The 24,333-nt window shown below is 67.9% G+C and carries 21 protein-coding genes, 1 tRNA gene and 2 pseudogenes; 14 read left to right on the forward strand and 10 right to left on the reverse strand.

Annotated features, from left to right (window positions below; all coding sequences use genetic code 11):
- Positions 1 to 333: 333 nt before the first annotated feature.
- The 8 genes from ACWEWT_RS26990 to ACWEWT_RS27025 all read left to right on the forward strand — a co-directional run bounded on the left by ACWEWT_RS26990 (position 334) and on the right by ACWEWT_RS27025 (position 6,783).
- Complete coding sequence (locus tag ACWEWT_RS26990; protein ID WP_452563030.1) at positions 334 to 1,404, forward strand: ABC transporter substrate-binding protein; 1,071 nt, start codon at positions 334 to 336, stop codon at positions 1,402 to 1,404.
- The gene (locus ACWEWT_RS26995; protein WP_452563032.1) at positions 1,385 to 2,479 is read left to right on the forward strand and encodes a FecCD family ABC transporter permease; all 1,095 of its coding nucleotides are present in this window, start codon (positions 1,385 to 1,387) and stop codon (positions 2,477 to 2,479) included. The genes ACWEWT_RS26990 and ACWEWT_RS26995 overlap by 20 nt, the downstream gene beginning before the upstream one ends.
- Positions 2,466 to 3,221 (forward strand): ABC transporter ATP-binding protein, encoded by a 756-nt coding sequence (locus tag ACWEWT_RS27000; RefSeq protein ID WP_452563033.1) that lies wholly within the window; start codon positions 2,466 to 2,468, stop codon positions 3,219 to 3,221. The genes ACWEWT_RS26995 and ACWEWT_RS27000 overlap by 14 nt, the downstream gene beginning before the upstream one ends.
- Positions 3,218 to 3,841: a hypothetical protein gene (locus ACWEWT_RS27005; protein WP_452563034.1), complete on the forward strand. Its 624-nt coding sequence runs from the start codon at positions 3,218 to 3,220 to the stop codon at positions 3,839 to 3,841. The genes ACWEWT_RS27000 and ACWEWT_RS27005 overlap by 4 nt, the downstream gene beginning before the upstream one ends.
- Entirely contained in the window at positions 3,834 to 4,481 is a 648-nt protein-coding gene (locus ACWEWT_RS27010) for a hypothetical protein (protein ID WP_452563035.1), read from the forward strand. The genes ACWEWT_RS27005 and ACWEWT_RS27010 overlap by 8 nt, the downstream gene beginning before the upstream one ends.
- On the forward strand, positions 4,475 to 4,978 hold the full coding sequence (locus ACWEWT_RS27015; RefSeq protein ID WP_452563037.1) for a hypothetical protein: 504 nt from the start codon (positions 4,475 to 4,477) through the stop codon (positions 4,976 to 4,978). Before ACWEWT_RS27010 ends, ACWEWT_RS27015 begins: the two co-directional genes overlap by 7 nt.
- Before the next feature lie 120 nt (positions 4,979 to 5,098).
- The gene (locus ACWEWT_RS27020) at positions 5,099 to 5,470 is read left to right on the forward strand and encodes a VOC family protein (RefSeq protein ID WP_452563038.1); all 372 of its coding nucleotides are present in this window, start codon (positions 5,099 to 5,101) and stop codon (positions 5,468 to 5,470) included.
- Entirely contained in the window at positions 5,467 to 6,783 is a 1,317-nt protein-coding gene (locus ACWEWT_RS27025; RefSeq protein ID WP_452563039.1) for a cryptochrome/photolyase family protein, read from the forward strand. Before ACWEWT_RS27020 ends, ACWEWT_RS27025 begins: the two co-directional genes overlap by 4 nt.
- A gap of 52 nt (positions 6,784 to 6,835) precedes the next feature.
- Here ACWEWT_RS27025 and ACWEWT_RS27030 read toward each other — a convergent pair whose 3' ends face one another.
- Positions 6,836 to 7,936: a DoxX family protein gene (locus ACWEWT_RS27030; RefSeq protein WP_452563040.1), complete on the reverse strand. Its 1,101-nt coding sequence runs from the start codon at positions 7,934 to 7,936 to the stop codon at positions 6,836 to 6,838.
- A gap of 495 nt (positions 7,937 to 8,431) precedes the next feature.
- On the opposite strand from ACWEWT_RS27030, the gene ACWEWT_RS27035 reads away from it, so the two are divergent.
- Positions 8,432 to 9,400 carry an Acg family FMN-binding oxidoreductase gene (locus ACWEWT_RS27035; RefSeq protein WP_452563041.1) on the forward strand — a complete coding sequence of 323 codons (969 nt, stop codon included), beginning with the start codon at positions 8,432 to 8,434 and terminating at the stop codon, positions 9,398 to 9,400.
- A gap of 37 nt (positions 9,401 to 9,437) precedes the next feature.
- Here ACWEWT_RS27035 and ACWEWT_RS27040 read toward each other — a convergent pair whose 3' ends face one another.
- Together ACWEWT_RS27040 and ACWEWT_RS27045 are read right to left on the reverse strand one after the other, a co-directional pair.
- Positions 9,438 to 10,364 carry a D-isomer specific 2-hydroxyacid dehydrogenase family protein gene (locus ACWEWT_RS27040; protein ID WP_452563042.1) on the reverse strand — a complete coding sequence of 309 codons (927 nt, stop codon included), beginning with the start codon at positions 10,362 to 10,364 and terminating at the stop codon, positions 9,438 to 9,440.
- 132 nt (positions 10,365 to 10,496) lie between these two features.
- Positions 10,497 to 11,312, reverse strand: a complete 816-nt coding sequence (locus ACWEWT_RS27045; protein WP_452563043.1) for an SDR family oxidoreductase — start codon at positions 11,310 to 11,312, stop codon at positions 10,497 to 10,499.
- Between the two features lie 164 nt (positions 11,313 to 11,476).
- Here ACWEWT_RS27045 and ACWEWT_RS27050 point away from each other — a divergent pair.
- A tRNA-Leu gene (locus ACWEWT_RS27050) sits at positions 11,477 to 11,561 on the forward strand.
- 58 nt (positions 11,562 to 11,619) lie between these two features.
- Positions 11,620 to 11,976, forward strand: a complete 357-nt coding sequence (locus ACWEWT_RS27055) for a hypothetical protein (RefSeq protein ID WP_452563044.1) — start codon at positions 11,620 to 11,622, stop codon at positions 11,974 to 11,976.
- Positions 11,977 to 12,303: 327 nt separating this feature from the next.
- On the opposite strand, the pseudogene ACWEWT_RS27060 reads toward ACWEWT_RS27055, so the two are convergent.
- Positions 12,304 to 13,203: pseudogene (locus tag ACWEWT_RS27060) on the reverse strand (recombinase family protein); the annotation flags it as partial.
- 297 nt (positions 13,204 to 13,500) lie between these two features.
- Between ACWEWT_RS27060 and ACWEWT_RS27065 the strand changes: the two are divergent.
- A pseudogene (locus ACWEWT_RS27065) lies at positions 13,501 to 14,007 on the forward strand (transposase family protein); the annotation flags it as partial.
- A gap of 155 nt (positions 14,008 to 14,162) precedes the next feature.
- The gene (locus ACWEWT_RS27070; RefSeq protein WP_452563105.1) at positions 14,163 to 14,375 is read left to right on the forward strand and encodes a hypothetical protein; all 213 of its coding nucleotides are present in this window, start codon (positions 14,163 to 14,165) and stop codon (positions 14,373 to 14,375) included.
- Between the two features lie 547 nt (positions 14,376 to 14,922).
- On the opposite strand, the gene ACWEWT_RS27075 is transcribed toward ACWEWT_RS27070, so the two are convergent.
- Complete coding sequence (locus tag ACWEWT_RS27075) at positions 14,923 to 16,878, reverse strand: primary-amine oxidase (protein ID WP_452563045.1); 1,956 nt, start codon at positions 16,876 to 16,878, stop codon at positions 14,923 to 14,925.
- A gap of 260 nt (positions 16,879 to 17,138) precedes the next feature.
- Here ACWEWT_RS27075 and ACWEWT_RS27080 point away from each other — a divergent pair, with 260 nt between their 5' ends.
- Positions 17,139 to 17,837, forward strand: coding sequence for a GntR family transcriptional regulator (locus ACWEWT_RS27080; RefSeq protein ID WP_452563047.1), 699 nt, complete (start codon positions 17,139 to 17,141; stop codon positions 17,835 to 17,837).
- 77 nt (positions 17,838 to 17,914) lie between these two features.
- Here ACWEWT_RS27080 and ACWEWT_RS27085 read toward each other — a convergent pair whose 3' ends face one another.
- The 5 genes from ACWEWT_RS27085 to ACWEWT_RS27105 form a co-directional block, all read right to left on the reverse strand.
- A complete protein-coding gene (locus ACWEWT_RS27085) occupies positions 17,915 to 20,284 on the reverse strand; it encodes an aminotransferase class V-fold PLP-dependent enzyme (RefSeq protein WP_452563049.1) in 2,370 nt (789 codons plus the stop codon).
- Positions 20,285 to 20,400: 116 nt separating this feature from the next.
- Positions 20,401 to 21,879, reverse strand: coding sequence for an aldehyde dehydrogenase family protein (locus ACWEWT_RS27090; protein WP_452563050.1), 1,479 nt, complete (start codon positions 21,877 to 21,879; stop codon positions 20,401 to 20,403).
- Positions 21,876 to 22,787 carry an N-acyl homoserine lactonase family protein gene (locus ACWEWT_RS27095; RefSeq protein ID WP_452563052.1) on the reverse strand — a complete coding sequence of 304 codons (912 nt, stop codon included), beginning with the start codon at positions 22,785 to 22,787 and terminating at the stop codon, positions 21,876 to 21,878. Before ACWEWT_RS27095 ends, ACWEWT_RS27090 begins: the two co-directional genes overlap by 4 nt.
- On the reverse strand, positions 22,721 to 23,536 hold the full coding sequence (locus tag ACWEWT_RS27100) for a creatininase family protein (RefSeq protein ID WP_452563054.1): 816 nt from the start codon (positions 23,534 to 23,536) through the stop codon (positions 22,721 to 22,723). Before ACWEWT_RS27100 ends, ACWEWT_RS27095 begins: the two co-directional genes overlap by 67 nt.
- Complete coding sequence (locus ACWEWT_RS27105) at positions 23,533 to 24,303, reverse strand: amidohydrolase family protein (protein ID WP_452563055.1); 771 nt, start codon at positions 24,301 to 24,303, stop codon at positions 23,533 to 23,535. The genes ACWEWT_RS27100 and ACWEWT_RS27105 overlap by 4 nt, the downstream gene beginning before the upstream one ends.
- Positions 24,304 to 24,333 lie beyond the last annotated feature (30 nt).

The raw sequence follows: 24,333 nt of genomic DNA on the forward strand, positions 1-24,333 counted from the left end.
ACCCGGCGACTCGGGCGCGCGGTGTCACCGCGATCGCGCGGCGCGGCCGATTCGCCCGGTCGCCGTGGTTTCTGTGCCCGCAACCTGCCGGGAGTACCTGCACCGGACTACGTCCGGAGGCCTTCCGTCCGCCGCCGGGGTGGTCGCGCGAAATCCGCTCGCCGGTGCCGTCAAGTGAGTCACCCCCGATTCACACGGTTCTTGTAGGTAAGGCTAACCTGAATCCGGTTTGTACGATTCAGAGGCAGGACGGTAGAGCGCATGGCATCGAATATGCAGCGTGCACGGCGGTGGAAGCGGAGCTTGCCGCCACGGCGATGGATGGTCGCCGGCATGATCGGGGCCCTCGCGCTGACCGCCGGGTGCTCGACCCGGGAAGCGCAGACCGAGGACGCGGCCGGCACCGGTGCGCTGTCCATCGTCGATCAGCGCGGCGAAACCGTCGCACTGGACGGCCCGGCGGCCGAGGTGGCGTTCACCGTCATGCCGGCGCCGTCGATCTTCGCCGCGGTCGACCGCGGCTACGACCGCATCGTCGGCATCAACCAGTCCACCCTGGTGGCCAACAAAGGCGGCATGTTCGCGACCATGTTCCCCGCCTCGGCCGAATCGGCGGTCGTCGCCGGTAACGACTTCGTGCCGAATGTGGAGACCCTGCTGCAACTCGACCCGGATGTCGTGGTCCAGTGGGGTGACCGCGGGCCGGACGTCACCGCGCCCATCGAGGCGGCGGGCTTTCCGGTGGTGGGCCTGAAATACGGGACGCAGGACGATCTCGAACAGTGGATCACCCTCTTCGCGCAGATCGCGGGTAAACCCGAACGCGGCGAGCAGCTCATCGACTGGCAGCACACCGAACTGTCCGAGATGCGCGCGCAGGTGGCGGCGCAGCAGGGACCGCGCCCCAAGGCGATGATCCTGTCCCGGGCCGGCGACACCTACAGCACCACCAGCCCGAAGGGCTACGACGGCTTCCAGTTCGACCTCGTCGGCGCGGATCTGGTGACCAAGGGTTTCGTCTCCGATGCCGGACAGGTGAGCCCCGAACAGATTCTGGCCTGGAATCCCGAGGTGATCATGCTCAGCGGGTTCGACGAGAGCACACCCGCCGATATCTACGCCGATCCGCGGCTGGCGAGCGTCAGCGCGGTCCAGCACAAGCGGGTCTACAAGACTCCGCTGGGCGGCTACCGCTGGCAGGTGCCCAGTGCGGAATCGCCACTGATGTGGCAGTGGATGCACCAGGTCCTGTACCCGGGTGCCCGGGACGGGAAGTTCCGCGACGAGATCCGGGCCGCGTTCGACGATCTGTTCGCCTACCGGATCTCCGACGAGGAGATCGATCAGGTGCTGCGGTTCGACCTGAACCAGGACGCCGCGGGTTATGACCAGTTCCGCCGCTGACCCTGTCGCGGCCGCGGCGCCGGAGGTTCCGGCGCCGCGCCGCGCGCGTTTCGATCGGCGGCTGCTCGCGATACCGGGTTTCTTCCTGCTGCTGATCGTCGTGGCGATCGCCGCGCTGGCGGTGGGCCGCTACACCGTCCCCCCGAACGAGATCGTGCGAATCCTGCTGGGGCAGATCTTCCCGCTCGAGCAGACCTGGTATCCGCAGGAGAGCACGGTGGTACTCGATGTGCGGCTGCCGCGGGTCCTGCTGTCGATCCTGCTCGGTGCCGGACTCGCGCTCACCGGTGCGGTGATGCAGGCCGTTTTCCGCAATCCGCTGGCCAGCGCCCAGGTGCTGGGTGTGTCCTCGGGTGCCTCCTTCGGCGGTGTCCTGATCCTGCTGGCGGGCTTCGGCGGTGCCGCACTGGTCGGCGGTGCCTTTCTCGGTGGTGTACTGGCCCTGGTGCTGGTGGTGACGATCGCGCGGGCGGTGCCCGGGGCGCCGCTGCTGATGATCATTCTCGGCGGCACGGTAGTGGGGGCGATGTTCCAGGCGATGGTCTCGTTCATCACCTATATCGCCGACCCGTACAGCGAACTGCCCTCGATCGTCTTCTGGCTCATGGGTTCGCTGTCGACCGCGAGCTACACCAAGGTGGCGACCGCCGCGATCCCGATCGTGACGGCGGGCCTGGTGGTACTGGCGCTGCGCTGGCGGCTCAATATTCTCGCCATGGGCGACGAGGACGCCACCGCGCTGGGGCTGAAACCCGCTCGCCTGCGCAACTTCCTGCTGTTCTGCGTGGCACTGATCACCGCCGGCTCGGTTTCGGTCGCCGGGGTCATCGGCTGGGTCGGGCTGGTCGTCCCGCATCTGGTGCGCATGATGATCGGTACGGACAACCGGGTGGTCCTACCGGTCAGCGCGCTGCTCGGCGCCGCCTATCTCACCGTGATCGATACGCTCTCGCGCACCCTGAGTACAGCCGAGATCCCGATCGGCATTCTCACCGCCATCATCGGCGCGCCCTTCTTCGTGGTGCTGTTGATCCGCAACCGTTCCCGCCTGTGGGGTGCCGATGCTCGAGGCTAGGTCACTGTGTTTCCGCTACGCCGCCAAGGGGCCGTGGATCTTTCGCGACGTCTCCGTCCGGGCTCGCCGGAGCGAGGTACTCGCCGTGCTCGGACCGAACGCGCGCGGTAAGACCACCATGCTCAAATGCCTGGCCGGACTCACCCCACCGGTCTCCGGATCGGTCGAGGTGACCGGCGGAGTCGGCTATGTCCCGCAGAGCCATTCGGTGGTGTTCTCGTTCTCTGTCCTCGATATCGTGCTGATGGGCCGGGCCCGCACGGTGAAGATCTACAGCACTCCCACCGCCGTCGATCGCGCGGCCGCCCGGGAAGCGCTGCGCCGGGTGGGTGTGCCACATCTGGCCGACCGCGACTACACCGCGCTGAGCGGCGGCGAGCGTCAACTCGTGCTCATCGCCCGGGCACTGGTCTCCGAATGCGACACGATCGTCCTCGACGAACCCGCGGCCGCGCTGGATCTGCGCAACCAGGCCCGGGTACTGACCGTGCTGCGCGCGCTGGCCGACGAGGGGATGGCGGTCGTGATGACCACCCATCATCCGGATCACGCCCTGCACGTGGCCGAGCGGTCCATGCTGATGGTCGCCCCGGACGACCAGCGCATCGGCCCGACCCGTGAGCTGCTCACCGGACCCCTGCTGTCGGAGATGTACGGGGTACCGATCGTGACCGCCGATATCGAGACACCCAGTGCGATACGGCGGCTGACCGTCCCCGACTTCGGGCGGGGAATCCGGTGACGGTGCTGAAAGCGGTGATGGCGCCGCGCAATGGAGAGACCGCCGGTGGTTTCCGTGAGATCGATGTCTACGACCTATCGGAGGAGTGCAACTCCGATGTCACCGGTCTCTACCTGACCGGTGACGTGGATCAGGAGTTCCTGATCGGACAGCGGCCGCTGCTCGACGCATTCGTCGCCCGCGGCGGCCGAGTCGTGGTGAACGGCCATGTACAGCGTCTTTTCCTCGAAGGCCTGACGAAATGGCGCAAACTCGAGTTCCGCGACCCGGGCGATCTCGCCTTGACGCGTGTGACCGAACACCCGGTCTGGGCCGGGACCGACCCGCGCGCGTTCCTCTACAACACCGGCACCCGCGGGCCGGTCCCGTTCGGCGAACTCGAACGAATCGGTGTGGCCGGGTTCTACGGTCGCGGTTGTTATCCGGACCTGCCGGAGAGCGCGCGTATCGTCCACACGATCGGCCGCACCCGCGCCCCGATCGACTACGACTACCCGCTGGGCGCGGGCCGGGTGCTGGTCCACGGCGGTAACGATCTGTTGCAGTTCGCCACCGCCGACCGCGGCACCGCACGGCTGCACACCCAGTTGGTGCGCTGGCTGGAGGCCGACGATGAATGACCCCGCCCCGGCCACCGGGATCGTGCTCCTGCACGGCGGCAGTCATGCCCAGCTGGCCACCCTCGCCGATCCCGCGCTGGCGCCCTACCGGATCCGCCCGGTCCACGTGCGGACCGGTGCCCTCGACGAGATCACCGCGGCCGAGGTGATCGTGGTCGCCGACCGGCTGCGTCCCGATCTGCTGCGGCGCTGGACCGCGACGATCCTGGCCGGTCTCGAACGCGGAGCGACCGTCCTCGTATTCGGCGAGAACCGCAGCGGGCAATGGCTGCCCGGAGTGCGGGAAGAGCCCCGGCCCACCGTGTTCTGGTGGTGGCGAACCGGCGAGGACCACCGGCTGCGCGCACTCGTCCCCGATCACCCCGCGTGGGAGTTCTTCTCCGACCGGTCGGTGATCTGGCACTACCACGGTGTGCTGGAACCACCCCCGGGCGCGGTGAGCCTGGTCGACCTGCACACCCGCGACGGCATCCGCGACGGCTCGATCCTGTACCTGGACGAGACCTCCACCGCGGGAAGGCTGCTCGTGACCACGATGGATCCGGTGTACCACCACGGATCCGGATTCATGCCCGGTGCCACCCAACTGCTCTATTCGGCACTGCACTGGGCCACCAGGAACAGAGAGAAGACATGCTGACAGTCCACGAAAACGGCACACCGATCGAATTCTCGTTCGCCGATCTGATGAAATATCACGGCACCGAGTTCCCCGGCGGGGTCGCGCACGCTTACTGCGCCATGCGATATGCCGTCTCACTACTCGGTGCGGTCGACCGCCGGGCGGTCACGGTCCGTACCGCCTTCCCCGGTCCGGGCGGACGCGACGCGGTGGAGATGGTGCTGCGCGCGGTAACCGGCGACCGTTTCGTGGTGGACCCCGATCTCGCGGCCACGGCACGTGGTCCCGTACTCGCCCGGTATGTATGGGAATTCACGTACGGCGAGCGCGCGGTAGCGGTGCAATTACGGGACGCCGGCTTCGTCACCGCCGAGTTCATCGAACTCGGCGCGCGCCGCGACCGCGACGCGGCCGCGGACGCCCGGTTGACCGTGCTGAAGCAGGAGATGACCGACCGGCTGCTCGCGGCCGCTGTCGGCGAGGTCTACGAAGAGGTATCCACGCCGACGCGCTGAGGCCCCTACCCTCCGGGCCCGGTCCACCGCCCTACACTCGGCGCGCACGGCACGCGGGTTTTCCCGGTGTACGCCCGGGTACGCGTACACCGTTGTCACATCCGGAAGGAGGGCCGAATCATGGCGGCCGACGGGGTAGCGGGATTGCGCACAGTCGTACTGGACTGTCCGGATCCGTGGAAGTTGTCCGAGTTCTATCTGGGATTGCTCGGCGGCGAGGTGATGCGCGAGGAGAGCGACGACACCTGGGTGGTGATGGTCGATCCGCAGGGCCGCCGGCTCGCGTTCCAGTTGTCACCGGAGTACGAACCGCCGCGGTTCCCGGATCCCGCCGGGTCCCAGCAGATCCACCTGGATGTGCTGGTGAGCGATGTGGAGGTCGCCGAACGGGCCGTTCTCGCGCTCGGCGCCGGCTTCGTCCACGCGGAAGGAACATTCCGGGTGTACACCGATCCGGTGGGGCACACCTTCTGTCTGGTCTGGTTCGCGTGACCGCGGCAGCGGTCGCCCTCTTCACTCGCGACCTGCGGGTCCGGGACAATCCGGTGCTCACCGCGGCGCATCGCGAAGCCGACAGGGTGGCGCCGCTCTTCGTTCTCGACGAGGCCATCCTGTCCGGCGGTGGATGCCCGCCCAACCGCGCGCATTTCCTGGCAGCCGCCCTGGCCGAACTCGACAGCGAACTCCGCGAACTCGGCGGCCGGCTCATCGTGCGCACCGGGGATATCGCCGAGGAGGTGGCGAAGGTGGCGGCGGCCGCAGATGCGGCGGTCGTCCATATCGCCGCCGATTTCAGCTCCTACAGCCGCAAACGCGAACAGCGGCTGCGTGATCGGCTGGCCCGAGACGGTCGCGAGCTGCGGGTACACAGCGCCTCGCTGACCGTCGTCGAACCGGGTGATCTGCTCCCGGCCGGCCGCGATCACTTCGCGGTGTTCACGCCCTATCTACGGCAATGGACCGGCGCCCAGCGGCGGGCGCCGCTGCGGGCGCCACGGCACCTCGAACTACCCCCGATACCGGCCGGATCGCTACCGGAGCCAAGCGATATCGGCGGCGGGGAGCCGTCTCCGGAGTTATCGGTCGGCGGTGAGTCGACGGGGCGGAAACTATTGCGGGACTGGCTTTCCCACAGCGCGGCCGGCTATGCGAGCGGCGGCGACGATCTCGCCGCGGACAGCACCTCACGGCTCTCGCCGTACCTGCATTTCGGTTGTCTGTCGCCCGCCGAAGTGGTCCGCCGGGCCGGTGATTCCACCGAGGGCGCGGCGGCGTTCGTCCGCCAGCTGGCGTGGCGGGATTTCCACCACCAGGTCCTGGCGGCCCGGCCCGACGCCGCCTGGGCGGACTATCGGGACCGGGAGATCCGCTGGCGCGACGACGAACAGGCAGTCGAGGCCTGGTGCGCGGGCCGGACGGGCCTGCCGATCGTCGACGCCGGAATGCGGCAGCTCCGCGCCCAGGGCTGGATGCACAATCGTGCCCGGCTGATCACCGCGAGCTTCCTCACCAAATCACTACGTGTGGACTGGCGGATCGGCGCCCGGCACTTCCGGTACTGGCTGGTCGACGCCGATGTGGCAAACAATCAGCTGAACTGGCAGTGGGTCGCGGGAACCGGAAACGACACCCGCCCGAACCGCGTGCTCAACCCACTCCGTCAGGCCGAACGATACGACCCCGACGGCGACTATGTACGCCGCTGGGTTCCCGAACTCGCCGATATCGAGGGCCGGGCGATCCATCGGCCGTGGCGACTGCAGGTGGACTATCCGGCGCCGATGCTCGAATTCCCCGGTATGTGACGCGACGCTGCCCGGGCGGGAGAGCCCGGGCAGCGTCGGATTCGCGGAGCGCTCAGCGGAACATGCGCTTCTTTCCCCGGGCCTTCGCCTTTGCCTTCTCGGCCTTCGCCTTGGTCTTCGCCAATTGGGCACGCTGAGCTTTCGCCGCGGCCGAGAGCTCTTCGCCGCGGTGTTTGCCGTAATCGGCGAGTTCGGCCGCACGTAGTTTGGCCACCTCCGCCCATTCGGGGCCGCGGTGCTGAGCGGTTTCGGCGAGTTCGCTGCCGCGGTGTTTGGTGTAGTCGGCGATTCCGGCGGCGCGGTTCTTGGCGGCTTCGGCCCATTCGGGGCCGCGGTGCTGAGCGGTTTCGGCGAGTTCGCTGCCGCGGTGTTTGGTGTAGTCGGCGATTCCGGCGGCGCGGCTCTTGGCGGCTTCGGCCCATTCAGGTCCGCGTTTCTGAGCCGTCTCGGTCAGTTCCGCACCCCGATGCTTGGCCATATCGGCCCATTCGGAACCCCGCTGTTTGGCGGTCTCCGCCCATACGGGTCCCCGCTGCTGAGCGGTTTCGGCCAGTTCCGCGCCCCGGCTCGCCGCGACGGTCGCCAGATCCCGGCCACGCTCACCGGCCTGGTGCAGCTGATGCCGCACGGCCTCGCCCGAACCGCCGCGACCGGACGAACCGACCGGGAGCACACCGCCCACCGTATCGGCCGCCCGGCGGGCGGCCCGGCGGCCACGCCAGCCCAGCGAGGGCTTACCGGCAGTATCGGAGGCCGCGATCAGCAGGCCGCCGAGCAGGCTCACATCCTTGAGGAAGGCCGTCCGTTTCGCCGCCCGGCGTTCGGGGTCGTTCTCGGCCCAGAAATTCTGCTCGGTGACCGTCGCCGGAACCACCGTCGCGGCCAGGGCCAGCGCGGCCGGTCGCGGCGCCTTGCCCAGTGCCAGCAGCGTGCCCCCGGCGATCTGCACCGCCGCGGTGACCCGCACCAGCGTGCCGGGGTCCTCGGGTAGATTGCCGGCGATATCGGAGGGCAGCGTCTCCTTGCCCTTGTGGACCAGAGTCGAGGCTTCTTTCACCCGGGATTCCGGATGCATCAGTGTTTCGACTCCATTGACGACGAACGCACTCGCCAGTAGGGGGCGGGCAAGCCGGCGTAGCAGCATGATGGGCATCCCTTTCCTCGGTGTATCGCATCTGTCACAGCTGGTCACCAGGGGTAGTAGGCCAGAATACTGCCGATCTACCCGGCATCCGGCGCGGAAAACAGCACCGGGCCGTCCGTGTCCGCGCGAGCCGTCGCCCCGGATCGTCGCGAATATTCGGCAATCGGGCATTTATGTGATGAAAGTCATAGATTAACTCGAGAGCTATTGTCTCAACTGGGACAAAGTCGGATCTGCGCGCCCAGTGCGGAATTCGTGGCGGCCGGCGCGAGCGATCGGGAAGCCCTCCGGCAAATCAGGCCGGAGGCCGTATCGCAGGGCCGCGAAAATGTTTACCCTCGGTCTCTGGAAATCCGCCACGGCAGCATGCGGCACCGGTGCCGGTCGAGGTCGTGGTGCGGTCGTCTCCGCGCTCTCCGCGGCCGCCCGGCGATTGTGTGACCGGGAAGCGGCTGTGTGGCCGGGAAATCTGCACATCGCCTGTAACCGGAAGGACGCAACACCATGCCCTGCGCGATCCCGGATCGTGAGGTCACCGATATCGCCCTCGGCCTGGCGGTTCGAGCGCCGTCGGTGCACAACACCCAACCCTGGCGCTGGCGGCCCACCGTCACCGGTATCCAGCTCTTCGCCGATACCGGCCGGCAGTTGACGATCACCGACCCGTATCAGCGCTCACTCGTGGTCAGCTGCGGTGCCGCTCTGCACCATATGCGCGCCGCGCTGGGTGCGCTCGGCTGGGCCTCCGCCGTGGACTACTGCCCCGATCCCCGCGACCCGGACCATCTCGCCACGATCCACACCCTCCGCCGGCCGCCCAGCGACGCGCAGATCGACCTGGCCGCCGCCATCCTGTTGCGCCGCACCGACCGGCGCCACTACCTGCCCAGGCCCGTCCCGGCCCGCCATCTCCGGTCGCTGGCCACCCGGGTGTCGGCCTGTGGCGCCGCGGTCCGCCAGGTCCCGGACACGCTGCTGCCCCGCCTGTCCGCGCCGATGCGCCAGGTGGTCGCGGCGCATGCCACCGACCGGCGATACCAGGCGGAGATCGCTCGCTGGAGCGGTCGCCACCGGATCACCGACGGGGTGCCGTCGCAGAACGCCCCCGCGGCGCGTCCGGCCGGTGAGATCCCGGTACGCACCTTCGCCGACCCGTCCCTGTTCGACCCCGCGGATCGCCCCGACGCCGCCCAGTGGCTGGTCATCGGCACCACTCGCGACGACCGCCGGGCGCAGCTGCGCGCGGGGGAGGCCACCAGCGCGCTCCTGCTCACCGCGACCGGTCTGGGGCTCGCCACCAGCGTGCAGACCGAACCCCTCGGGGTGGCGGAATCGCGGCAGGAGATCAGGGCCGGCCTGCTCCACGATTGCGCGTACCCCCAATCCATGGTCCGGGTCGGCTGGAGTTCCCGTACCGCGGCGCCGCTCGCCGATACCCCGCGCCGTCCGCTCGACGAAATCCTCGAGGTCTGACGCCGCCGCCGGGCCACGGGGAGGCCCGCGGTCCGGCTCAGTATCCGCGTTCGATATCCACCGGGGACAGCAACTGTTCCCCGGCGGCGAACCGCGCCACATTGGCCCGCACATGCTCGGCGAGCAGGTTCGGCAGCCCGGTCGACGGGTTCGCCAGATGCGGGGTGATCACCGCGTTGGGCAGCGACCACAGCGGATGCCCCTCGGGCAGCGGTTCCGGATCGGTCACATCCAGCGCCGCGCCCCCGATCGTCTCCGTGCGCAACGCGCGCACCAGCGCGTCGGTGTCGATCAGCGATCCCCGCGCGATATTCACGATCCAGGCCGTCGGTTTCATCTGCGCCAGTGCGTCCTCGTCGACGAGCCGCGCGGTTTCCGCGGTCGCCGGTGCCGCGATCACGAAATGATCCGCGCGCGCCCAGAGTTCGGCGTTGCGGCTCGCGTCCACCGTCTCGGCGGCGCCCGGCACCGGTGCCCCCGACCGGGTCGACGCCAGCACCTCCGCCCCGAACGCCGTGAACAGCGGGATCATGGCCCGACCGATACCCCCGGCGCCGATGATCGCGACCGTGGCCCCGCGCAGCGTACCGACCCGCGTCTCGAACTCCGCCTTACGCCAGGATGTCGCCCGCGCCTGCTCACCCAGACCTCGGACACCGGCCAGCAGCAGGAGTACCGCGTGCTCGGCCACACTCGACGCATAAGCCCCCGCCGCCGAGGTCCAGACCCGCTCACCGTCGAGAATCCGCGCGGCGAACCACCGTTCGATCCCCGCGCTCGGCAACTGCACCCATCGCACGGCGGCCGGCAGCCGCGCGGGGAACGAATCCGGCCCGCCCGTCCACACCACCGCCTCGGCTTCGTCCAGCGGCACCAACCGGCCCCCGCCGGCCTCGATTCCCCGGGCGAGAGCGAGGTGGTGGTCCGGGCCTAGATGGATTGCGGGAACTCTCGAGGGCGGCACAGTTCACTTCCGGGACGTCGGGGCTGGTGGCCGCATCATCATCCGCCTGCCCCGGCGTCGTCAACAATTCCCCTCACGCGAACCGCGACCCTGGACACGAACCCGCCGCCGTGAATCCGTCCCGCCGCGCCCTCACCCGGAAGCCAGCGTCCGCACGCCTGCCACCGTCCCCCCGTCGACCAGCAGATCCACCCCCGCGATGAAACTCGAAGCCGGATCCAACAGGAAGGCCGCAGCGTGCGCGATATCGTCCGGCGTCCCCAACCTGCCGGTCGCCGACGCGTCGACCATCGCCCGCATCGCCGCCCCCGATTCCCCCTCCAGCTCCTGCCGGCCCATCGGCGTCGAGATCACCCCCGGACTGATCGAATTGAGCCGCGCCCCCCGCCGTCCCCACGCGACAGCCGCGGCCTGCACCCGCGCCACATTGCCCCGTTTGGCCACCGCGTAGGCGATACCCGGATGCGCGTCGTGGTCGAGGAACGGCAACGCCAGCAGTTCCCCCGCCGGAGTATGCGCCAGCGCCGCGACCTGATCATCCGGCAACGGCGCCATATACGCCGACATACTCGCGATCACCACCCCCGCCCCACCCTCGGCGACCACCCCTTCGAAAGCGTCCAGCACCAGCGCTGTCCCCAGCAGATCCACCTCCAGCACCGCCTTCGTCACGGCCTGCGTAGGAGACACCCCCGCCGTATGCGCGATATGGGTGACCCGCCCCGACGCACCCGCGGCCGCGGCCAGCGCCGTCACCGACCCGGCATCGGATACATCCACCTGGCGTCCGATCACCTGATGCCCTTCGCCGGCCAGCAGCTCCACGACCGAATCCAGGCTGCTCTGATCGAAATCCGCGATCAGCAGCCGCCGCCCACCCCCGATCCGGCGTGCGATGGCCCGCCCCATACCGCCCACTCCGATAACGACCGCGACATCGTGTCCCACTGGCGCTCCTCACCGCGACTGCACCGCTGCGCACCACAATCTACTCACGGTCCACGGCGGCCGGGTGGTAATTCGTCATAGGCTGACAATCGAGTGGATTTCCGCAGGTGGCACCCGCGATTTTGCCCGGGTGGCGGGATCCGATACTCTTGCTGAGCACACCGGTCCGGGTGGCGGAATGGCAGACGCGCTAGCTTGAGGTGCTAGTGCCCTTTATCGGGCGTGGGGGTTCAAGTCCCCCTCCGGACACGACCACTACGCCCACGGGCGGTGGGGGGATAGCTTCAGCATCGACCGTCCGTGTGGCGTGGTCGAAGATGAGCTTCAGGCCGAGGCGTCGGTAGACTTCCTGCTTTTCGCCTGGTTCTGCTGTGCGGAGGACCGGGGTCAGGCCGCCGAAGGCGTCGATGAGTCGTTCTATTTCTTTCTTGCTCAGCTTTCGCTGGGGGTCTCGAGTCGAGTCCAGCGTCGCCAACTGGGCGGTGACCAGTTCTCGTTGGTGTTGGACTTCCTTGATCCAGGTCGCAACCACAGCCGGGTCGGTTCCGGCTTCCAGCGCGGCGCGGTATCTGCTCAGTTTCTGGTCGAGTTCTCGGAGTGTGCTGCGTCCGGTGTCCGAGGGAGGGGCAGCGTCGGGTTGGACCTGTTCGAGCATGGTGAGTGAGTGTTCGATGTGGTCGGGGTGGAAGACCTCGGCGAGCCAGGTGTCGAGGGGTTCGGTGAGTTGGTCTTCTCGTAGGTAGACCGATGGGGGATGGTCGAGGTCGTTGGCGAGGGCGTATTCGGAGGGGTAGCGGCAGCGGTAGTGGGCGCGGTCGTGGTTCCAGGTTCCTTGTATCCGTCGCTTGCATGCTTGGTGGAACAGCAGTCCGGTGAAGCAGTAGGTGTGTTTGGTGCGGGTCACGACTCGGCCGCTGGATTTCGGTCCGCGAGAGGCCAGACGCAGCCGCACGTTTTCGATGTCGGCTTTGGTGGCCAGCGCGGGGTGAACGGGGTGGTCGGAGTAGACCCACTCGGTTTTCTGGTTCCAGGTCAGGCGGGTCTGGTGGCCGAGGGCGACGTCGTCGACGTCGATGAGGGATTCGTGTTTGTGCTGTTTGTTCCAGACGGCGTAGCCGGTGTAGCGGGGGTTGGTGAGGATTGTGCGGACCGCACCTTTGGACCAGGCGATGCCGGAGCGGTGCGGGTTGCGGCGGCGGTCGTGGGCCGATGGACAGAGGATGCCTTCTGCGGTGAGACGTTGGGCGATGGCGAAGATTCCTATGCCGGAGAGGTATTCGCGGTATATGCGCTGCACGACGGGTGCGGTGTCTGGGTGGGGTTCTAGTTGGTGGAGTCGTTTGCCGTCGGCGGCTTTGCTGGGGTTGGGGTGTGGGCCGGCGTCGGTGAGGCGGTAGCCGTAGGGTGGGCGGCCGCCGAGGTAGCGGCCTTCGACTTTGGCTTGGGCGGCGATGGCGGCGCGGACGCGGATTTTGATGCGGTTGCGTTCGCCTTTGGACATGCCGTCGAAGACGGACATGATGAGGTCGTGGGCTTCGGATTCGGGGTCGACGGGGCCGCCGACCTCGGGCACCCATAGTTCGACGCCGTAGTGGACGAACACCGGGAAGGTGAGCCCGAATTGGTTGCCGTAGAAGGCGCGTTGGGGTTCGCCGATGACGACGGCGTCGAACCCGCGGTCGGGTTGCTTGAGGAGGTCGAGCAGTTGTGCTGCTGCGGGTCGGCGTTTCCAGGGGATGGAGCGTGACTGGCCGACATCGAAGAACTCGGTGACGATGTGGCCCTGCTGCGCGATCAGGGCTTCGGCGCGGCCCCGCTGCCAGTTCCGGGAGGCTTCGGGTTCTTGCTGGTCCTCGGTGGAAACTCTGCCTGCGAAAGCGAATCTGATCATCGCCGCGGGTCCTCCTGGTCGTGATCGGTATCGCGGCCGGGCGTCGGACCGCTGCGGGGTGTGAGTGTGCTGGATGGGTCAGGGGAGGGTTCGGATTTCTGGGCTTCGGCGGACTCGTTCTCGTGTCGGCGGGCGTGCGCCAGAATCAGTCGGAGGACTACTGATTCGCTGTTTAGCGCCGTAAGTTGTTGTTACCGTGAGCGAGTGGTGCGGGCTGGACCAGGGGACTGTGGATTTTTTAAGGGCTCTGGCCCACTTTCGGTGGTGCCTGTGAGGTGACGGCGGCACGATAGCCCGGTGGCTGAGGTGAGTGTTGGTGTCGGCGTGATTTTTTCAGGGTTGTCGCCACTTGTTGTCGAGGATGTGGGTGTGGTGGGTCCACGGCTGATGGTCCGAACCCGGACTCCCGGTGGTGTTGCTGAATGCCCAGGTTGTGGTGCGGAATCGGACCGCGTGCATGGAGTTCACGAGCGACTGGCCGATCTGCCGGTCGATGGGCGCAGCGTGGTGGTGCGGGTGCGGGTCCGGCGCTTGTATTGCCCGACTCGGGGTTGCCAGCGCACGTTCCGGGAACAGGTCCCCGGTGTGCTGGAACGCTATCGGCGGCGCACTACCCGGTTGACCGGGCACGTGCGTGCGGCGGTGCGGGAGCTGGCCGGGCGGGCGGCGGTCCGAATGCTGCGGCGCTGGTCGGTGCGATTGTCGCGGCAGACCGTGGTGCGGGTGCTGCTCGGTATCCCGCTGCAGACCCAGAAGGTGCCGAAGGGGCTCCACCACAGAGGCGGTGTCGACGCCTGGCACCTCATCACACCCCTACTCATGCACCGCTTACTCGACATCACCGCCGTCGCGTACGCCCCGGCGCCACTTCAGGCACCGGCCTCTCGCGAAACTACAGCCCCGGCATGTAGGCCGCCTGGTGGCTTCTGGGCACACCGGTCGTGCGAATCGTCCCCGGGATGGGGGACGTCGAGACCGCCGGTGCGGCACTCGCCGACCTCGTACTCAGCCGCGCGGAGATCCCCTCCGGGGGAGGCTACGCACGACTCCGCCGCCGGAAGCTCGAATGGGCGAATCCGTCGAAACTTGCCCAGAACCCCGATGCCCGCAATGCCCCTGTGGGCGGACAGCGCCGCCCTGCTTGGAATCCCGGTCGAGATCTCACTCAGTGAGTAGCGGTCCACCCAGCAGAGAGATTGACGAAATGGTCGGCGGCGTGATCTGCCCCGTTACCTTTTCGTGGGCCCGGAACCAGGCCCACGGTCGCCAGGCCCGGTAGGATTTCTTGCCCCTACTTACGAGCTTCTGTGGGCCGGCCTTCGATGAGCTATTCGCGATCCCAGCTCACCTGCACGGCCGGTCTGTGTCAAAGCTCGAAGGGCTCCCGAATTTCGGGGGCGTCGAGATCGTGCGGGCGGGCTCGAACCACGTCCTATCCCAGTCGAATACAACGGCCGGGGAGGGACGACACACCGTGGTCGATTCCCTACCCGGCCGATCACGCCGCTGCCTTGCCCGCGGTCTCCCCAGCCCACGAGATGTGCAGGGGTCCAGACGGCAACGCCTCGCTACCCGAGCGTGCACTGCCTGTACAGAGGGCTCGTAGCGTTGTTTCGATCCTCAACCGAGTAAGAACCGTTTTCTGTTTCAGACACCCGGATTGATACGTCATTCCGATGCGTTTCGAGCCGCTACCTTCGGTGTGCTCGGCACGCCGGATCAGCTGTTACCGCAGCATCGGTCGGCTGACAGGGCATCGTCTGCGCAATCTGCTCTCGGGGCAGGGATGTCCAAAGCCGGGTTCCGGTCGAAGAATCCGTCGGGTGTGAGGACGAACCCGATCTGCTCAACGGGCATGATCGGCCACTGCTCCGGGCGTGGGAAGTGGAAGACACCGAGCACCGGCCACAGCACGAGTTCGGCGCCGTCGAGGGAGCGCGCCTGCTGTTGCCAGACCCGGACACCGTCCTCGCCCGGTTCGGCCTGGTTCGGGTACTGGCCACCGACGTACTGTTCATTCGGATCGTACGGCGTGACCCACAGGTGGTTGTCGATGAACGGTGCCCGGCGCGACATCACGCTGCCGGGTGCGCAGAACGACTGCGATGTGTTGGGGAGCAGCAGGCGGTACCCGGTGGGTTCGCCGTAACGATTGGTCTTCTCGGCACTCTCGATCCGCCAGTGTCGCGCTGTCGCCGGATCGTTGCGCTGCGCGGCGTCGCGCTCGTTGAGCAGCGGAACCCGGACGGTGCGAATCGCATTGCCCCACGGGTTCTTCTGCGGGTCGGTCTCCAGTTCCGCGTGCTCCTCGACAATACGGTTGAGCGGGCTGTCGACAGCGGCGTCCAATCGGAGACCGAAAAAGTGCTGATGGTTCGGCGTCTGCACGTTCTCGGACACGACGCGCCCGTAGGGGGCGCCCTGCCCCTTTTCGATGCCCGACGCCGACATCAAACCGGTGAGTTTGATCGCCAGTTCAATGGTTCCGTCCTGATGCAGGGACCAGTAGAAGCCGTAGTCGTAGTTCGCGACCGTCTGGAAGTTCGAGATGATCAGCGTGCGTGCGCGGCGCACCTCGCCGACGCCGCGCCGCATATCGGTATGTTTCCAGAGGATGCTGTCGTCCTCTTCGTGCATGCAGATCGACTGGGCGATGCGCTGCGCGGCACCGTCGCCGCCGAGGACCGCGGTGTCGAAGTAGTGGATGACGCCGAGGCAGTCGCAGCCCAGGGCCAGTGAGTTGGTCAGCGCGCCCGCCCCGTACTCGCCCCAGTCGAAGAAGTTCTTCCGGTACTGGGTGGCATCGGAATCCAGGTAGGGGACATACATTTCGTTGCAGGCGGCACGTTTGAGGACGGACCGGCCCTTGAAGGTGAGGTCGTAGAGAACCAGGCCCTCGCGGTGGGTGAAGCCGACCCGGAACTCCCAGCCCTGCCAGGTGACCTGCCAGCCGTCGACGGTGAAACTGGTACCCGCGGGCTGGATCACGTCGAGTGGGGCGAGTCCTTCACGGTCGGGTCCCCAGACTCCGCTGTCGTAGTTGCCGGTCTCCGCCGACAGCGGTACGACGCCGTGGTCCTCGACCTCGAGAACCTCCATGGTCTGCATATCGATGATCGGGACGACCCCCTGGACCGGCCGCGCATATCCGTTGTCGCCCTCGTCGACCCGGTGCCATACGGTTCCCCAGGTGACGCGGCGTCCGGCGTACTTCTCGGGGACGAATCCGCCCATCGACTCGGGATCCACCATCACGAGGGAGACGTCGTCGATACCGCGGCGGGCGAGGACTTCGCGGAACTCGGCACTGTCGCGGCAGGCGCGGGCCGCGGCCCGCGCCTCCTCCGAGGTGATACCAGGGCGGCGGGGGTCCAGCGGACGCCAGTCGGCACACCGCGGCCGGTCGCCGAGTACGACGTCGACCTCCCATGCCTGGTTCGCCCCGTAATCGAGTACCACGAGACCGACGTACCGGCCTGCCTCCGCCGCCACTCCGGCGATGACGGCCCGGGCGTGTGCTTCGTCGAGGGTCGCGCCCCAGAAGCGAAGGCGGTCGCTCAGCCGGGCGTCGGCCCGGACCAGTGCCACGGCCGCGTCGATCTCGCTGGTGGAGAGGGGATCCAGCGGATGGGCGGTCGCCGGTGCCGGTGCCTGGGTGGGCGCGTAGGTGCTCACACCCGCCTCCTTCGCCTAGGGCGAGCCCGAAGTTCCAGACTCGACTATTTGTATCCAATATTCGAATCACTGTATCCTAAATAGCGCAGTGTGTCCTCTCTGCGGCGCGTTCGACCCGGACCAACAACGCATCCCATCTGCGCTATCCTGGATCCACATTTGCCGAGATGGTTCGGCCCGGCCGTTCCGTGGCAGTCGCCGGCCGTAGCGGCAGCGAGGGCTTTCTGGACACGACCGGATCCGTTGAAGGGGGAGACCGAATGGCAGCATCCACCGAATCGGGGCGGGCGCTGGTCGACAGCACCGCGTCCGCGATTCGCGCCAAGATCATGTCCGGCGAGATCCCGATCGGGGCCCAGCTCGGCCAGGCCGATCTCGCGGCCTCGCTCGGTGTCAGTCGCACACCGGTCCGGGAGGCGCTGCGTCAACTCCAGGCCGGCGGCCTGATCGAAGTGGTGCCCAATCGCGGTGCGATCGTCCGGGTTCCGGTGCCGTGGGAGGTCAGGGAGGCCTACGAGGTGCGCGCCGAACTGGAGGCACTCGCCTGCGAACGCGCCGTCGACTACATCACCGCCGATGTGCTGGACCAACTCGACGAAGCCAACGAGATCCTGCGGTCCGCACTGCCCAGCGCGCCCGAACCGGGCCGGGCCGCCGGCACCACCGAGGCCAACGACCTGTTCCACACCCTGATCCACCGGGTCGCGGGCAACGAGAAACTGGCCAAGGTCATCGGGGACCTGAACGAGAACTTCCCGCGTAATGTCTCGGCCCGCGTACTCCAGGGCAATTCCCGCCACCGCGAGGACAATGTGGCCGAACACGAACGAATCGTGGCCGCCCTGCGCGCCGGTGATCGTGATGCCGCTCGCAAAGAGATGAAAGCGCACGTGCTCAGTGCGGGAGAGCAACTGGCCCGCTGGTACGAGCGACGTTCGTCGACGGTCTACAAGGGCTGATCCGCGACACCCTCCCGGAAACGGCGACACTACCCGAGCCAGGGGCGGGGCGGGTGGTGGCCGGTGCGGTCCGGTGATCAGCCCGTGCTGTGTCCGGTCCCCGTGAGCATGGTCGACGGGGCCAGGAAATCGAGGTCCGGGCGGTCGGTTCCGGTGGCGAGGTCGGCCATCGCGGCGCCGACGGCGGGACCGAACTTGAATCCGTGGCCGGAGCAGGCCGCCGCGACCAGAATCCGGGAGGATCCCGGCCGGACCCCGAGAGCGAACCGGTTGCGCGGTGCCATCGTGTACCGGCAGGACAGAGATTCCTCGACGACGCCGTCCGCCGCAGGCAGGAAACGCCGCACCTGCTCGTGCAGGAGGTCGATCTCGCGCCGGCTCACCGGCTCTCGTGGGCGATCGAGATCATCGGCCGGCCCCTCGTCGAGGCCGACTTTGAGGGACTTCCCGTCGAGTGCCGGAATACCGTACAGCAGGCCGACATCCGGGATCTCGATCGAGAACGGTCCCAGCCGGGGCGGCGCCAGCAGCTCGGGCCGGGAGGAGCCGATATGGATATTGACGATCCGGGTCACCCGCAACACCGAAGCGAATTCCGGTAGCAGTCGCCCCGTCCACGGTCCGGCACAGACAACCACTCGGTCGGCGCGGAACCGTCCGGTCGTCGTCGTGACGACCACCCCGGCGGCGTCGTCGTCGAGACCCAGGACTCGGGTGTCCTCGCGGATATCCACACCGGCGCGCCAGTTCAGGGTGCGCAGTGCCGACATCGCTCCGGCGGCGTCGATGACCCCGGCGGCCGGGTCGTGCAGGGCCCGGAAGTCCGGTCCGAGTGCCAGGCCCGGAAACAGTGTTCCGGCCCGCGTGTGGTCGAGCAGAGTACAACCCGGCCCATCCAGGCCGCTCTCGGCGTCGAGTGCGCGCGCGTACAGTCCGCCGGTGACGGTGACGAACGGGCGTGCTGCCTCGGCCTCGAGTTCCGCCCACGCCGCATAGGCGCGGTCGACCAGCGGATACCAGATCGGTGCGGGATAGGCGCGCCGGATCATCCGGTGCCGGCCGTGTGAGGACCCTTCTTCGTGTCCCGGTCCGAACTGTTCGAGCGCGATGACCCGCAGCCCTCGGCGAGCCAGCTGCCACGCTGTGGAACTGCCGTGGATTCCGGCGCCGACGACGATGACATCGGTGTGCTCGTCGTGCCGGACCGAACGCAGCGGCGCGGGAGCGGATTCCGGTTTTGTCAGCGGTGTCTGCTCGGTGAGTGCCTCTTCCAGGGCATCCACATCGTCCGCGCCGTTGTAGACGTGCACGGAGGCTCGGACGACGGCGTCGAGTCCGCGGTCGCCGAGGTCCCAGCGGCCGTGCGAGGCCGGGACCGCGACGACGCGAATCCCCCTCCTCAGCAATCTCGCCTTGGTCTGCACCGGGCTCTCGCCCGCGACCCGGAAGGTGACGATCCCGCTGCGTGCCGCCGGCGGGTCGAGGACCGTCACTCCGCCGAGGGCGGCCAGCCGGCGCCGCATATAGTCCGCGAGACCGCCGATGTGATCGGCGATCCGGTCGATACCGAGCGCGAGCGCCTCGTCCACCGCGGCACCGAGACCGAGTTGCAGCGCGTGCGCTGTCTCCCATGTTTCGAAACGGCGTGCGGTATCGGTGAGTTCGTAGTCGTGGTCTGTCTTCCACATCGCGCCACGGACGTCCGGCGCGGTCGGCCGTAGCTGGGCGCGGATGCGGTCCGAGACGTACAGCAGGCCGGTTCCCCGGGGTCCACGCAGAAACTTGCGTCCGGTGCCGACCAGGATGTCGCATCCGATCGATTCGACATCGAGCGGCAACTGCCCCACGGACTGGGTGGCGTCGAGTAGATAGGTCACCCCCGCGGTGCGGCACAGCGCCCCGATCTCGGCCACGGGTTCGACCGACCCCGACGAGGTCGGTATGTGTGCGACCGTCACCAGCCGGGCCGGCCGGCGTAGTGCCTGCGCGAGCGCGTCCAGGTCGACGGCGCCACCGGGATCGTTGGGTAGCACCTCGACCTGCACGCCCTGGGTACGGGACAGCTCCAGGACGTTGAGTGCGGAGCTGACATAGCTGGAACGCGACATCAGTACCCGGTCACCGGGGCCGAGTCGCAACGCCTCGATCGCGCGATGCCAGGCCACGGTGGCACTCTGGACCAGGCCCATCTCCGCGGGTTTCGCGCCGAGCAATCCCGCGACCTTGCCGTACACGGCATCGATGCGGTCACGGGCGAGTGCGTCGGCCTCGTAGCCGCCGAGCCTGGCCTCGAGCCGCAGATGGCTCGTCACCTCGGACAAGACCCGGTGCGTGGGCAGGGCGGCGCCGGCGGCGTTGAGATGCCGGGAGAGTCCGGACCCCGGTGTGGTGGCTCGCTGCATTGCGGGGTCGATCGCGGGCGCGCCGACCGGCGTGTCCAGTGTCATCGCCTGACCCTCCTGGGAATTCGAGAGAACCGGGTGGGTGTTCGGTCGGCCGCCCACCCGGGAACATATCCCGAAACTATCAGATTGGATACAATAAGTCTCTTTGTGGACCCCATCTAGAGGGATATGACCACGCTCTTCGGTTCGCAGAAGTCGTGCAGCGCCTCATCACCCAGATCTCGGCCGATACCTGAATCTCCGCGCCCACCGAACGGCAGGGCCGGATCGAACACGTTGTACGTGTTCACCCACACCGTCCCAACCCGTAGACCCGCCGCCATCCGATGCGCCCGCGACACCTCGCGTGTCCAGACGCCCGCCGCCAGTCCGTAATTCGTATCGTTCGCGATGGCCAGGGCTTCCTCCTCGTCGGAGAAGGGGATCACCCCGACCACCGGACCGAAGATCTCCTCGCGCGCGATCGTCATCGCATTGTCCACGCCCGCGAACAGGGTGGGTTCGACGAAAAAGCCCGGCCGGTCCGGAATGCTGCCACCGGCGAGGATCCGGGCACCCTCGGTACGGCCGATCTCGATGTACCGCAGTACCTGCTGCCGCTGCTCCTCCGAGACCAGCGGCCCGACGGTCACTCCACCGTCGAGTCCGTTCCCCAGCGGCACCTGGTGTACCGCCGCGGTCAGCCGCTCGTGCATCTCGTCGAGAATCGACCGCTGGACGAGCAGTCTGCTGCCCGCCGTGCACATCTGACCAGAATGCCCGAACGACGCCCGGATCGCGGTGCGCACGGCGGCGTCGAGGTCCGCGTCGTCGAACACGATATTCGGACTCTTACCACCCAGTTCCAGGGTCAGCCGCTTGCTGGTCGGCGCGGCCGCGGCCATGACCATCCGGCCGACCTCGGTGGATCCGGTGAACGACACCTTCGCGACGGCCGGGTGCCCGACCAGGCGTGCCCCCACCCGTCCGTCACCCGTGACCACGTTGAGTACGCCCGCGGGCAGGCCCGCACGCTCGCACAGTGCCGCAACCCGCAGCATGGTCAGCGGGGTCTGCTCCGCCGGTTTGACGACCACTGTGCATCCGGCCGCCAGCGCGGGCGCGATCTTGAAACAGCCGGTCATGATCGGGAAGTTCCACGGCAGGATCAGCGCGGCCACGCCGACCGGTTCCAGCGTGGTGAAGACATGATGCGCGCCCCCGTCGATCGGGATCGTGCGACCGGTCAGCCGCGTCGTGGCACCCGCGAAGTGCCGGAAGGTATTGGCGCCGGACTGCGTATCGGCCCGGGACCGCTCGATCGGCTTGCCGTTGTCGAGTGTCTCGAGGACGGCGAGCTCCTCGAGGTTGTCCTCGATCAGATCCGCGATCCGGGTGAGCACCCGGGCCCGCGCCAGCGGCGGTAGCGTGCGCCAGCGTCCGTCGGCGTGGGCGCGTGCGGCAGCGGCTACCGCCGCGTCGATATCGGCGTCCGTCGCCGTGACCGCCCGGGTGAGCAGTTCCCCGGACGCCGGGTTCACCACCTCGAATGTCTCGTGGCCGGCCGGGTCGACCCACTTCCCGTCGATGTGGAAAGGCTCGCACGACGCGATGGGCGGCACGGCAGTGCCCGGGTGTCGCAGTTGATCGACAGTCATGAAGTTCTCCTCGGGTGAATGGTGGTACCGGACGCTCGGTGAATCACGCGGGGTGCCTGCCAGACCCACCACTGCGGATCGTGGCCGGGCCAGACCTCGACATCCGGCCGGGCATCGAGATCGGCGAGTCGATCGACGGACCGTTGCGCGGCCGCCACGTCCTGCGGGTCCACCGTCCAGCCCGGGGCGCGGCGCTCGTCGAGATTCGCCCGCAGGTCTGCCGCGTCGCACGCCAGGACGATGCGCCGCGCGCCGAGCTCGATCCCGAACGACTGGTGGCCCGGTGTGTGCCCCGGTGTGGCGACGGCCGCGATCCCGGGGGCGATCCCGGCGTCACCGTCCAGGAGACGCACATCGGTGTCCCGGCTGGCGTAGTCGTCGCGAAAGTAACAGTGCGACAGTTTCGCTCGTCCGACCGCGAACTCCCACTCCCGGCGCTGGAGCAAGATCGGCGTACCGTCCGGCACCAGGCGCAGCCCGCCGGAGTGGTCCAGATGCAGGTGCGAGATGGCGCATCCGCGCAATGCGGACCAGTCGAGTCCCGCCGCGGCGACGCTGTCGGCCAGCGGGTCTCCCGGGGGAACCACCGCGGTGTAATTCTCGTAGTTGAAGTGCGCCGCCCGGCGCTGCGGATCCCGGACGACGGCCACATTGAAACCGGTATCCAGCAGCACCCATTCCCTCGACGAGTACTCGACCGCGGCGGCGGTCACCGGTTCGAGCAGGAACCGGTCGGGGGCCCCGCCCCGGATCGACACCGATTCCGCCAGCGGTTCGTATCCGAGTACGAAGGGATGCACAGCGATCGGCAAGCCGGGCAACGACAGCACGGTGACGCCGTTCAGCGCGGCACCGGCCACGGTTCGGCGACGGCCGCCGCGACGGCCCGGGCGGTGGTGCGGATACATCGCTCCATCTCGCGTGCGCCGTTCTCGGCGGTCGCCTGCTCCACGTCACGCCCCCAGACGCCACTGCGGCTGACCTGGTCGGTGCGGTAGTCCCAGAAGGTGTCCCGGTCCTCCAGTGATTCGGCGCGCGGCATATGGACGACCTCGGGGTCGATATGGAGCATCAGCGATGTCTCGAAGTAGTTGGCGTGCATGAGTCCGCGCCCGTAGGTGACGCGACCGTCGACCTCCGGTCCGGGATAGCAGGTGACGTAGAACAGGCAGCGGACCCGGACGTCGTCGTATTCGACGCGGAGCTTATCTGCCACCACCTCCATGGGCCCGGCGTTCCAGGTGTGCGCATTGACGAAGACGAACTGCCGGACACCCAGTGCGTACAGCGAATCGGTGATGTCGGTGAGCATCGCGATCATCGTCTCCGGCCGCAGGGTCAGCGTGCCGGGCAGCGCCCCGTGCGACCCGGACACTCCGTATACCAGTGGCGGCACGACCGGGACGCCGGTCAGCGCGGAGACACCGAGACAGACATGGTGCGCTATCTCCCCGTCCACGCACAGGCCCAGGTGTGGACCGTGCTGTTCGGTGGCGCCCAGCGGAATGAGCACCGAGTCCACCTGTTCCACGAGTTCCGCGCACTCGGGGGCGGTCAGCCGTTCCCACTGCACCGGGCTGCCGCTCCCGCCGAGTTCCGCGGCGAGCTCCCCCGAAACCAGTGGCGAGTAGAGCCTTTCGAATTTCGCCGCGCTCATGCCGGCACCTCCGTACCCAGCAACCGCGCCATATTGAGGCCTTCGATCTGTGCGCGGTCCGCTTCGTCGGGAACCGCCTTCGCGATCTTGAGTCGCTCCAGGTCGAAATCGCTACCCGGCCACTCCGTTCCCATCAGGATCTTGTCGGGACCGAGGCGGCCGTAGGCCCGCCGGACATCGGCGAGCAGGGTGGCGGAGGTCTCCAGGTAGATGTTCTCGGTGCGTTCGGCCACCGTGATCGCATCGGGCACATTCCACACCGCACCCATATGCGCGATGATCGTCGGCACCTCCGGGTAGTACTTCGCGACCTCCTCGATGGCGAACGGAGCGCAGAAGGCGTCGTCGAGGGAATTGAACAGAACGATGAGCCCGCGTTCGCGGCAGACCTCGAAGATCGGGTCCAGCAGGCCGTGGTCGGAAGCCATGTACCCGTGCAGGGAGGGGTGCAATTTGAGCCCCGGCAGGCCGGCGTCGGCGATCCGGTGGATTGTATTCTCCGCCTCGTCGGCCTGCGGCAGCACCTGTCCGAAGCCGAACAGCCGATCGGGGTGGGCGGCCACGAGTTCGATCAGGAAATCGTTCTCGATGCGCTGGGCCAGCGAGCACACCATCGCCTTGTCCACCCCGGCCGCGTCCATCCGGTCGATGATGCGTCGCGAGTCGAACGGTGTGTACGGTGGCGGCGCCTCGCCCCGGCGGGCTCCGGTCAGGTAATCCGAGCGGCCGCGGACGTCCTGGGTGGTGTTGTAGGCGTCGATGATCATCGGGATCCCTTCGATTGCGGACGAGAAGAC

The organism is Nocardia sp. NPDC003963, assembly GCF_053605105.1.

Excerpts from the sequence above, each read along its gene's own strand:
- ACWEWT_RS27080 (WP_452563047.1), top strand. The coding sequence starts at position 17,139 with ATGGCAGCATCCACCGAATCGGGGCGGGCGCTGGTCGACAGCACCGCG.
- ACWEWT_RS27095 (WP_452563052.1), bottom strand. The coding sequence starts at position 22,787 with ATGTATCCGCACCACCGCCCGGGCCGTCGCGGCGGCCGTCGCCGAACC.
- ACWEWT_RS27030 (WP_452563040.1), bottom strand. The coding sequence starts at position 7,936 with ATGCCCATCATGCTGCTACGCCGGCTTGCCCGCCCCCTACTGGCGAGT.
- ACWEWT_RS27035 (WP_452563041.1), top strand. The coding sequence starts at position 8,432 with ATGCCCTGCGCGATCCCGGATCGTGAGGTCACCGATATCGCCCTCGGC.
- ACWEWT_RS27070 (WP_452563105.1), top strand. The coding sequence starts at position 14,163 with ATGGGGGACGTCGAGACCGCCGGTGCGGCACTCGCCGACCTCGTACTC.
- ACWEWT_RS27085 (WP_452563049.1), bottom strand. The coding sequence starts at position 20,284 with ATGACACTGGACACGCCGGTCGGCGCGCCCGCGATCGACCCCGCAATG.
- ACWEWT_RS26990 (WP_452563030.1), top strand. The coding sequence starts at position 334 with ATGATCGGGGCCCTCGCGCTGACCGCCGGGTGCTCGACCCGGGAAGCG.
- ACWEWT_RS27020 (WP_452563038.1), top strand. The coding sequence starts at position 5,099 with ATGGCGGCCGACGGGGTAGCGGGATTGCGCACAGTCGTACTGGACTGT.
- ACWEWT_RS27090 (WP_452563050.1), bottom strand. The coding sequence starts at position 21,879 with ATGACTGTCGATCAACTGCGACACCCGGGCACTGCCGTGCCGCCCATC.
- ACWEWT_RS27105 (WP_452563055.1), bottom strand. The coding sequence starts at position 24,303 with ATGATCATCGACGCCTACAACACCACCCAGGACGTCCGCGGCCGCTCG.
- ACWEWT_RS26995 (WP_452563032.1), top strand. The coding sequence starts at position 1,385 with ATGACCAGTTCCGCCGCTGACCCTGTCGCGGCCGCGGCGCCGGAGGTT.
- ACWEWT_RS27000 (WP_452563033.1), top strand. The coding sequence starts at position 2,466 with ATGCTCGAGGCTAGGTCACTGTGTTTCCGCTACGCCGCCAAGGGGCCG.
- ACWEWT_RS27010 (WP_452563035.1), top strand. The coding sequence starts at position 3,834 with ATGAATGACCCCGCCCCGGCCACCGGGATCGTGCTCCTGCACGGCGGC.
- ACWEWT_RS27015 (WP_452563037.1), top strand. The coding sequence starts at position 4,475 with ATGCTGACAGTCCACGAAAACGGCACACCGATCGAATTCTCGTTCGCC.
- ACWEWT_RS27100 (WP_452563054.1), bottom strand. The coding sequence starts at position 23,536 with ATGAGCGCGGCGAAATTCGAAAGGCTCTACTCGCCACTGGTTTCGGGG.